Below are 10,197 nucleotides of genomic sequence, written 5' to 3' on the forward strand. Positions count from 1 at the left end.
TCATCAATCAGCAGGCTCTCCAGTTTTTCGAATCTGCTGATCTGTCGCTCCTGACGGTTGATGTAGCCTTCATACTTCACATCGAGCTCGACCTGGTAGAGAATCGGCTCCTCAAACGCCTTCAATTCAGGCATGTGCTCCAAGAGATCGGCAATCGTCACTTCCGGCATTTTCAAGGCTTGCAGGGCGCTCTTCTCCTCGAGTCTTCGTGCTCGAAGCAGGTCCTTCACTGCGTCCATTTTTGCAAGCTTGTCCTTGAGACGATCGAGGGCCTCCTGCTTTTGCAGCCCGACGGATAAACCTTTTGCTGTGAGGCGCTGGTCGCAGCTGTCGTGACGCAGGTTCAAACGATACTCGGCACGGCTGGTGAACATGCGATACGGTTCCTGGGTTCCCATGGTGACCAGGTCGTCGATGAGAACACCGGTATACGCTTCATTGCGGCTGAGCACCAAGGGTTTCTCTCCCTTGAGCTTCTGGGATGCATTGATGCCGGCCATCAAGCCCTGGCATGCAGCCTCCTCGTACCCGCTGGTTCCATTGGTCTGTCCGGCTATGAAGAGGTTTTCCACCAACTTGCTCTCCAAGGAGGGGAAAAGCGCCTGAGGATCGATGAAGTCATACTCAACCGCATAGGCCGGACGCATGATCTGGGCATGCTCAAGGCCTGCAATGCTGTGGATGAAAGCATGTTGCACATCCTCGGGAAGCGAAGAGGAGATCCCGTTCAGATACATTTCCTCGGTTCCCACACCTTCGGGCTCCACAAATATCTGATGGCGCTCCCGATCGGGGAACCTGACCACCTTGTCCTCGATCGACGGGCAGTACCGCGGTCCCTTGCCGACAATCTTGCCTCCATACAGCGGGGACCGGTGGATGTTCTGCCTGATGATCTGGTGGGTGTTCTCATTGGTCCAGGTGATATGGCAGGGAAGCGCAGGGCGCTGGATGCTGTCATAGTCGAAGCTGAAAGGCATCATGGTCTCTTCGCCATCCTGAATCTCCATCTTGTCGAAATCCAGGCTGGAGCGCCTCACCCGTGCAGGGGTGCCGGTTTTCAGCCTGCCCACAGGAAAGCCTTTTTTCCGCAATGCACTGCCCAGCCCGATTGCAGCCGGCTCATCCAGCCGTCCGTTGGAAGCATCGTACTCACCGATGAAAATGCGGCCTTCCATGAAGGTGCCGGTGGTCAGGACCATCACCTTGCAGGCAATGGTATGGCGCCGCTCCGTCACCACTCCGACCAGGCGATTGTGATCATCGACCAGGATATCCACCACCGTATCCATGAACAAGGCCAGGTTGTGCTGCGCTTCCAGCGTCTCCTTTGCAAGGCGAGCATAGGTGAATTTGTCCGCCTGGGCTCGGGGAGCCTGCACGGCAGGACCACGGCGACGGTTGAGAATGCGGAACTGAATCATGCTGTGGTCGATCAGATGAGCCATCTCCCCGCCAAGGGCGTCCACCTCGCGCACCAAATTGCCTTTGCTCAACCCCCCGATTGCAGGATTGCAGGAGAGTCTGCCGATGGTGTCAAGGTTCTGGGTGATCAGGAGCGTTGAAAATCCTATTCGGGAAAGGGCGAGGCTTGCCTCGATTCCGGCATGGCCGCCCCCTACAACTATTGCATCATAATCCATGTTATTTTCCTACACAAAAACCGCTGAAAATCTTTTGCAGAATGTCGGCTGGTGTTACTTCACCGGTCAGCTCCCCGAGATTCTGAAGCGCTTCGCCCAATTCAACGGCGGTGATGTCCAGCGGGATGTCCTGGTCGACCAGGACCAAGGACCGCTGGAGCGCTTGGGCGGCGTTCTCAAGCAAGGTATACTGCCGCTGCGATTCAATGACCACCTGTTCATCACCGGTGGAAACGCTGCCATTCGCCAAGCGTTTTGCAATCTCAGCCAGCAAAGCGCCGACGCCTTCACCGGTCTGGGCGCTGATGGCCATCCTGCCTTTCGGAGGCTTGACCAAATCGCTCTTGTTGTAGACAACCAAGGTCCGCTCATCCTCTTCGGGGACATGGCCGAGCTCGGAGCTGTCCACCAGATAGACGACCAAGTCGGCCTGGCCGATCAGGCGCTCGGTCCTTCTGATGCCCTCGCTCTCGATGGCATCATCGCTTTCGCGCAATCCTGCTGTGTCATAGAGGCGAACCGGTATCCCGTGGACATCGAGGTCGGCTTCAATGTAGTCACGCGTTGTTCCGCGAACCGGACTGACGATGGAGCGCTCCTGCTTCAACAAGAGATTGAACAACGAACTCTTACCGGCATTGGTGGAACCAGCCAGTACGATGCGGGCACCACTGCGGTACAACCGCCCGATCCGGTAGGTATCCGACAAGTCCTTGATCTGTTTGATCAAATCAACCAGTTTCGAACGGGGAAAGACAAATTCATCCAGTTCATCCTCTGCATAATCAAGCTGGACTTCCACTGCAGCAACGATGCCGAGCAATTGTTCCTTCAAATCCGATATCAGGCTGCGCAGGCTTCCTTCCAACCTGCCCAAGGCAAGCGAGCGCGAGCGCTGGCTTTGGCTGGAGACCAGCTCCTGCACAGCCTCGGCCTGGGTCAAGTCCAATCTTCCATGCAAAAATGCACGGAACGTGAACTCCCCGCCTTCGGCACTACGCATGCCCAATTGATTGAAAAGTGCCAAAAGTTCCTTGATTACGGCAAGAGAACCATGACAGGTGAACTCCACCGACTCTTCTTTCGTGTAGCCGTGGCCCTCGGTATATACCGCAGCAACAACCTCATCGATGGCTTTGCCGCTCTCATCGCAAAGGTAGCCGTGCACCAATGTCGCATTATCAGCATCAAGCAACGCTTTGGGCCTGGAAAACCGTGTAGAGAGCAGCTTTCTGCACCCCTCTCCACTGACCCGGATCACCGCAAGGGCGCTCTGCGCCCATGCCGTTGCAAGCGCATAGATGATGTCGTCAGTAACATATCGCTTCATACAGGCGAGTATACTCCAGCGACGCCGACACTTGCAACACAACAGGAGCTTTGGCTATGATTCGGCCATGAAAGCAGCAGCACAATTTCGTTCGGCCATGTATCGAACCATCCGCACCTTCTTCGATGGACGCGATTACACCGAGGTCGACACCCCGATCCTCTCCACCTCCCTGATTCCCGAGTCCACCATCGAGAACTTCGCAACCCGGTTTCAGAACCCGTTCCTGCCCTCCACCGAGTTGTATTTGGTTCCATCCCCGGAGATATTCATGAAACAGCTCATTGCTCAGGGCTGGGGAAGCATCTATCAGATCAGTCACTGCTTTCGCAACAGCGAACAGCTGGGACACATTCACAATCCCGAATTCTCCATGCTTGAGTACTATACGGTGGGAGCCGATGAACAGGATTCAATCAAAATCACCGAAGAGCTGTTCTCCTCCCTGCTCACAAAAGATAGTCCGGATTACCTGCGTCCACCATTTGCCCGTCTCAGTGTCGCCGAGGCGATGAAAACCTATGCCGACGTGGATTTGGACAAGCATCAAAAACAGTCTTCGCTGGCTTCTGAAGCACGAAGGCTGGGCCTCACCGTCCCGGATGAGCCAGAGAGTTGGGAGGAGACCTTCAATCGCATATTTCTCACCTTTGTCGAGCCGAACCTCCCTCAGGATCAACCGCTGGTTCTCCAGCGGTACCCCAAGCAAATCGAGTGTCTTGCCAAGCAGGAAGGTGCATACAGACGGCGGTGGGAGCTCTATGTGAAAGGTGTGGAGGTCGCAAACTGTTATGATGAGGACCGCAACCTGCAAACAATCCAGACATACTATCGTGACGAGTACGCCCGCTTGGTGCAGAAAAGGGAGGAAAGCGGATCGGTAATTCCTGATATAGACCCTCAATTAGCCGCCGTATTCTCTGCAATGCCCGCTTGTTCGGGAGTTGCGTTGGGGCTTGACCGCCTGCAGATGCTGTTGATGGGAAAAACAGACCTGCAGGGGGTGATTCTTTTTCCCCTTTCTGGTATGCTGAAGAGTGGCAATACGTGCAATTTGTAAATATACGAGGTAATGAGCATGATTAAAGCAGGTCAAATCGATAAGGGAACCGCCTTGTTGATCAAAGGACAACCGTTTGTTGTTGTCGACCGTGAATTCGTAAATCCAGGAAAAGGCTCCGCCTTCGTTCGCCTGAAGCTGAAGAGTCCTTCCACCGGTCAGACGCTCCAAGAGACGATGAAGAGCCAGGACAACGCCGAGGATATCACCGTAGTCGATAGGGACTGCCAGTATCTGTACAACGACGGGGAGAATTTCCACTTGATGTTGACCGACAACTTCGAGCAGATTGAGGTTCCGATGGGCAACTTCCCCGACTACCAGTACCTGATGAAGGACGGAGAGACCTATCGCTGCACCTTCTGGGAAACCCAGCTGTTGGAAATCCAGGTTCCGCCGAAGGTTGTTTTTTTGGTCGCCGAGGCCGAGGAGGCCGTCAAGGGTGACACCGTGCAGGGTGCAACCAAATACATCACCACCGAGACCGGCTTGAAGGTCCGCGTTCCCATCTTCATCAAGCAGGGTGAGAAAATCCGGGTAAACACCGAGACCAAGGAATACCTCGAAAGAGTGAACAACTGACAGGATTCCTCCCAGTATCCAGAAACCTCCGAACCTCGTGTTTGGAGGTTCTTTTTTTCTGCTGTGACACATCCATATCCTGACACTCTTTCGCTTTTTTGCATTTGTTACTGATTCTTTGCCAATAAAGAAACGTTTATATCACCCCATACTGACAAAATTGTGCTAAAATTTGATTATTCAGTTATTGCGGAATCGAAAAAACCTGTCACACTATAGGTATATGGTGTGTGATACGTATATCTTAAGAGTATTTGATTCTGGAGCAACCAGATGAAAATAGAGTCTGAAACGAAAAAAGGAGTGAACGAACATGAAAAGGAACCTTCTTCTCATCGCCCTTGCATGCCTGCTTCTCGTGCCGAGTTTCATCTTTGCCCAGCCGGCTGCTGAAACGAAGACAAGCAGCACCATGAGGCTGGCCTGGTGGGGCAACCCCACCCGCGACGAGCGCACCTTGAAAGCCGTCGAAATGTTTATGGCAAAGTATCCCGAGATCAAAATCGAAACCGAGACCACCGGTTGGGCCGGATACTGGGACAAGATGAACACCCAGGCTGCTGCAGGAAGTCTTCCCGACCTGATGCAGCACGACTATGCATACATGCTGCAGTGGGTATCTCGCAATCAGCTCGCAGACCTTACCCCCTATGTCCAGAAAGGAATCATCGACCTGTCAAAGATCAATGACTCCTTCCTCTCCGGCGGAAGAGTCAACGGCAAGCTCTACGGCATCAGCCTCGGCACGAACGCAGTATGCCTGACCTACGACCCGGCAGTCCTTGCCAAGGCCGGCATCGCCGAACCTGACAGTACAACCTGGACCTGGGAAGACTTTGAAAGGATTGCCTTGGAAATATATCGCAAGACCGGCGTCCAGACCATCCCCTTCTTCACCACCGATCCCAAGGTAGGATTCGACAACATGATCCGCCAGACCGGCGCCGCCACCTACGGCAAGACCGGCTTGGGCTTCACCGATCCTTCCGCTCTGCGCGAGTTCTACGCAATCCAGCTCAGGCTGCTTGACGCCGGCGCCCTCATCCGACCTGAAGTCGCATTCGTCACCGTCACCCCCGAAGAGAGTGAGTTTGCCAAGGGCCGCTCATGGGTGGAATTCATCTGGTCCAACCAGTACGTCTCAACCCAGGCTGCCGCAAAGCGCCCGCTCAAGCTGGCTCTGCTGCCCAACATCAAGAACGCCAAGGCAAAGGGAACCTTCCTCAAGCCTTCGATGTTCTTCTCCATTCCCGCCTCTGCCGAGAATCCCGAAGCAGCCGCAAAGTTCCTCAACTACTTCCTCAATGACATCGCCGTCAACGATATGCTGATGGGTGAACGCGGAGTTCCGATTCCCGACGATGTACGCGAACATATGGCCACAAAGGTCGATGCAATCAACAAGCAGATTTTCGATTACATCAGTCTCGCATCCAAGAATGCCGGCCCGATCGATCCTCCCGATCCTGCCGGATCCGGTGAATTTTTGAAGATGGTCCGTGACGTAACCCAGGAAATCTTGTACAAGCGTATCAGCTTGGACGAGGGTGTTTCCAAGATTATGACCCAGGGCAATCGGATTCTCAAATAACGGAGTTTTACTAAGGTTGGGGGACCTGCATGTGCAGGTCTCCCTGTATAGCCACTGTTCAAGGAGTCCTAATGAAGCACATCAATAGACGTACCAGAACCCTGATGGAAGATGCAGCCGGGTATGCATTCATCAGCCCATGGTTGCTTGGATTCATAGCCTTCTCCATCATCCCCATTCTCTTCTCGCTCTACTACTCCTTCACAGACTACGACATCCTCGGAGATCCCGTCTTCAATGGATTGGAAAACTTCAGGAGAATGGCTGACGATCAGCTCTTTTGGCAGTCCTTGAAAGTCACGTTCTTCTATGCCTTCGTATCAGTCCCGCTTCGCCTGCTGTTCGCCTTCTTTGTTGCCATGCTCTTCAACCGCGGCACACGGGCCATCCGTGTGTACCAAGCCATCTACTATGTCCCATCCCTGGTAGGCGGTTCCATCGCTATAGCGGTGATGTGGCGCAGGCTCTTCATGGCCGACGGGGCACTGAATGCCGCCCTGGCTAAAATCGGCATCATCACCGAGTACTCCTGGATAGGAAACCCCGATACCGCCATCTGGACGCTTATCCTTCTTGCCGTCTGGCAGTTTGGTTCTTCGATGCTCATCTTCCTTGCAGGATTGCGCCAAATCCCCAAGGAACTGTATGAGGCAGCTTCCATCGATGGAGCCGGCGCATTCAGGAAGTTCCTCAACATCACCGTCCCGCAAATCACCCCGGTTCTATTCTTCAATCTGGTCATGCAGCTGATAAACGGCTTTACCGTCTTCACCCAGGCCTTTGTAATATCCGGTGGCTCGGGGGATCCTCTCAACTCAACGCTGGTATACGCCCTGTACCTCTATCAGCGTGCATTCAAGTTCTACAATATGGGCTACAGCAGCGCCATGGCTTGGGTGCTCGTATTGATCATAGGCGTGATGACCGGCATCGTATTCAAGACATCCAGCTCCTGGGTCTTCTATGAAGCGAAGGAGGGGAAATAAGATGACCAACTACAAAATCAAGCATATTCTCGGCCAGACAGTATTCCATATCGTGGTCATCCTGCTCGGCTTTCTCATGCTCTATCCAATCCTCTGGATGGTTTCAAACTCCTTCAAGGACAATGCAGAAATATTCAACTCCAGCTCCCTCATCCCTGAAACCTTCCGGTTTGACAACTACGTCAGGGGATGGAAGTTCAACAACTCGGTGACGTTCTCCACCTTCTTCTACAATTCTTTCTACTACACCATACTTTCCACCATCGGATCGGTGCTCGCCTCCTCCCTGGTGGCCTACGGCTTTGCCAGGGTTCCTTTCCGCGGTCGCTCCTTCTGGTATGGATGCATGTTCATGACCATGATGATTCCCTACCAGGTCGTCATGGTGCCGCAATTCATCATTTTCCATAAGCTTGGGTGGATCAACAGCTTCAAGCCCTTGATCATCCCCCAGTTTGCAGGCCTGCCCTTCTTCATCTTTCTGATGGTTCAGTTCATCCGCCAGATTCCCTATGAATTGGATGACTCTGCAAAAATCGATGGATGCAACCGCTTCATGATTTATTCCAGAATTCTCTTCCCCCTGATCAAGCCTGCAGTCATCACCAGCACCATCTTCAGTTTCTACTGGCGCTGGGACGACTTTCTGGGCCCCCTTCTCTTCTTGAACAAGCCCAGGCTTTTCACCGTCTCCCTGGCACTTCGCATGTTCAGCGACCCCATGACATCCACCGACTGGTCGGCGATATTTGCCATGGGAACCCTCACCCTGCTTCCGGTCCTCATCATTTTCCTGATCTTCCAGAAGTATATCGTACAGGGCTTGGTGACCACCGGTCTGAAAGGCTAATCGAGCTTCATCCGCTCGCACAGTGCGAGCAGGATGATCCCGATTCCATGGGTATCATCCAAGCGGGGCAGCAACTGCTCTGCATAATAGTGCTTGGAACAGGAGAACTCGGACCCCCTGCACACTCCCCATACATGGCCGTCGCTATCGATGGCCATCTTTTTCAGACCTTCGCACGCCTTGATACACCCTTGCCTGTACGGCTCGCCCTCCTCATACCATCCATTGCGAACCCCCCGTGAAAAAGCACAGGCAAACATCGCTGTACAGCTGCTCTCCTGATAGCTCTCTTGCATATCCAGTACCTGATGGAACATCCCCATCTCGTCCTGAAGCCTCAGACAGCCGCTGCTCAGATTCCGGAACAAAGCCAAAAGGGCTTCTCGTTTCGGATGTGACTGGGCAAGGACCAGCAGAAGCTCCGAGAGACTGAAAAGCGCCCAGCCGTTTCCCCGACCCCAGGGAATTCCGGTTGCAATGTTTCGGTCGAAGTCGTAAACGTGGCTCATCAACTGCTGGTCCTGCATATACAGGTACTTGGCAAAACCGAAGAATTGACGGGCTGCATCCTCCAGTGGTTCATCACTACCAAGGTATGCGGCATACCGACACAAGAACGGAACGGACATATACAAGTCATCGACCCACATGGTGTTCTCATGGAATTCATGCATCAGGCCGGTGCGGAAGAACGTTCCGTCGGCAAGCCGAGGCTGGGTTTTGCTGATATGCACTCCCACCGCCTCAATAAGTGTTTCATAGCCGGTAAGGTCGTGGTCTTTGGCTATTTCAAGCAAGGTCGAGCCAAAACTGCCGCAATCGTCCAGACTGTCCAGGCTGGTCATCAGGTGATGGACGGCTGTTGCTCCACCGAGCGCATCCTTGTCCCACATGGCGTACTCATAGGTATCGATGCTTATCTGGAGATGGCGTTTCAGATATGCATGGATCTGTACCGCCAACTCCGGATCCAAATCCTTGAACATCCGTTCGGTTTCCACCAAACCATAGAGGGTGACTCCCAAAGGGTAGTTCCAATGGCCGAACAGTGCATTGTCATTGTACATTCTCAGGTAGGTGTCACCACCCTCCAGATGCCAGAAATCCAATCCATTCGAGGTGGAAAAGGGCTTGGTGAACTGGATGGTAAAACCCTCCGGCCTGACGACGAAGGGTCCTGCAATTGCAAACCGATATGCACAGTCAAGCCCCAAAAGGGGATGCGTCAAGGATAGGCAACCGCCTTGTTTTGCATCCGTAATCGACAGCTGGACAGTCTCGCCTATCCTGGCAAAGAGAGTCAAGCTATGGCTGCCGCTCTTCACTTCCACCGAACCGCTTACGCTTTGGCCGTCGAGTGCCAGCTCGGCATTGCTTCTAAGGTTGCACCACATAGGCTTCGGTGCAGTGAAGGACGTTGTTACAACCGCCCATTCATCGTCCGATGCGCGGGGAAAGACCTCTGTCAGGTCAAGCTTGTCAGCGGAAAAATCGGGAAGGCGGGGAAGCCAAGACAGCGCTTTCAATGCATCAGCGTTCACACTATCAAGCAAGGTCTCCTGCGGCTCGGAGTAGCAAACACCTTCCATGCAGGGATAGATCGGGGGCATGAGAAAGTAGTAATCAAGCTTACCCACCCAGGTGCCGAACTCACAGCCGAACCCGCCGCTGGTGTTCTCGCACACCAAAACCAACTCATTGTTTCCCTTCTTCATGGGGAGGTCGAAGATTTGTTTGGAGCGGTACCGTTCACTGAAGATGTCGCTGCCCGCCTCAAGGACGCCGTTCACATGGATTTTCACCGGCCCGTAGGGAATGAGGGCGAAGCGGAGCGTCGTTGCATCGGCAGCCTCATAGGTTCCCCAGAGATAGGAGAAGGTCCCGAGCTTTGCAGAAGGCAGCAGCTGCTGCAAGTCGGCATGATAGCGGTAATCGTGCCTGCGGTAGATGCCTTTCTTCATAAAAGGACGATAGGTATACGAACCGTCTGCATGCAGTGAGAGATAGCGCTCCACAATAGCCTTTGCACTCTGGAATTCACTGGCGTTTGCCATGCTTTTTGCTCTGTCCATACCTCTAGTATCCCTTGAAGCGCGCGGAGAGGCAAGGAATTTGATGGGAGAAACGTATGATTCCTCTTGCCTAAAGGAAAAAA

At 53.4% G+C, this 10,197-nt stretch carries 8 protein-coding genes; 5 read left to right on the top strand and 3 right to left on the bottom strand.

Annotated features, from left to right (window positions below; all coding sequences use genetic code 11):
• Together mnmG and mnmE are read right to left on the bottom strand one after the other, a co-directional pair.
• The coding region (gene mnmG / locus B3F49_RS03780; protein WP_414712497.1) for a tRNA uridine-5-carboxymethylaminomethyl(34) synthesis enzyme MnmG at positions 1 to 1,643 on the bottom strand (1,643 nt) is incomplete at its 3' end.
• A gap of 1 nt (position 1,644) precedes the next feature.
• Positions 1,645 to 2,973: a tRNA uridine-5-carboxymethylaminomethyl(34) synthesis GTPase MnmE gene (gene mnmE / locus B3F49_RS03785; RefSeq protein WP_293909066.1), complete on the bottom strand. Its 1,329-nt coding sequence runs from the start codon at positions 2,971 to 2,973 to the stop codon at positions 1,645 to 1,647.
• A 67-nt stretch (positions 2,974 to 3,040) separates the two neighbouring features.
• Here mnmE and B3F49_RS03790 point away from each other — a divergent pair, with 67 nt between their 5' ends.
• The 5 genes from B3F49_RS03790 (at position 3,041) to B3F49_RS03810 (ending at position 8,042) form a co-directional block, all read left to right on the top strand.
• Positions 3,041 to 4,033 carry an amino acid--tRNA ligase-related protein gene (locus B3F49_RS03790; RefSeq protein WP_293909068.1) on the top strand — a complete coding sequence of 331 codons (993 nt, stop codon included), beginning with the start codon at positions 3,041 to 3,043 and terminating at the stop codon, positions 4,031 to 4,033.
• 18 nt (positions 4,034 to 4,051) lie between these two features.
• Complete coding sequence (gene efp / locus B3F49_RS03795) at positions 4,052 to 4,615, top strand: elongation factor P (RefSeq protein ID WP_293895595.1); 564 nt, start codon at positions 4,052 to 4,054, stop codon at positions 4,613 to 4,615.
• 313 nt (positions 4,616 to 4,928) lie between these two features.
• Entirely contained in the window at positions 4,929 to 6,206 is a 1,278-nt protein-coding gene (locus tag B3F49_RS03800; RefSeq protein ID WP_293909070.1) for an ABC transporter substrate-binding protein, read from the top strand.
• 71 nt (positions 6,207 to 6,277) lie between these two features.
• On the top strand, positions 6,278 to 7,192 hold the full coding sequence (locus B3F49_RS03805) for a carbohydrate ABC transporter permease (RefSeq protein ID WP_293909072.1): 915 nt from the start codon (positions 6,278 to 6,280) through the stop codon (positions 7,190 to 7,192).
• 1 nt (position 7,193) lies between these two features.
• Positions 7,194 to 8,042: a carbohydrate ABC transporter permease gene (locus B3F49_RS03810; protein WP_293909074.1), complete on the top strand. Its 849-nt coding sequence runs from the start codon at positions 7,194 to 7,196 to the stop codon at positions 8,040 to 8,042.
• Here the strand turns inward: B3F49_RS03810 and B3F49_RS03815 are convergent.
• Positions 8,039 to 10,114, bottom strand: a complete 2,076-nt coding sequence (locus B3F49_RS03815) for a glycoside hydrolase family 88/105 protein (protein ID WP_293909076.1) — start codon at positions 10,112 to 10,114, stop codon at positions 8,039 to 8,041. The two genes, B3F49_RS03810 and B3F49_RS03815, sit on opposite strands and share 4 nt — an antisense overlap.
• Between the last annotated feature and the right edge of the window lie 83 nt (positions 10,115 to 10,197).

The sequence above is a fragment of the Sphaerochaeta sp. UBA5836 genome (genome assembly GCF_002432845.1).
Classification (GTDB): Bacteria; Spirochaetota; Spirochaetia; order Sphaerochaetales; family Sphaerochaetaceae; genus Sphaerochaeta.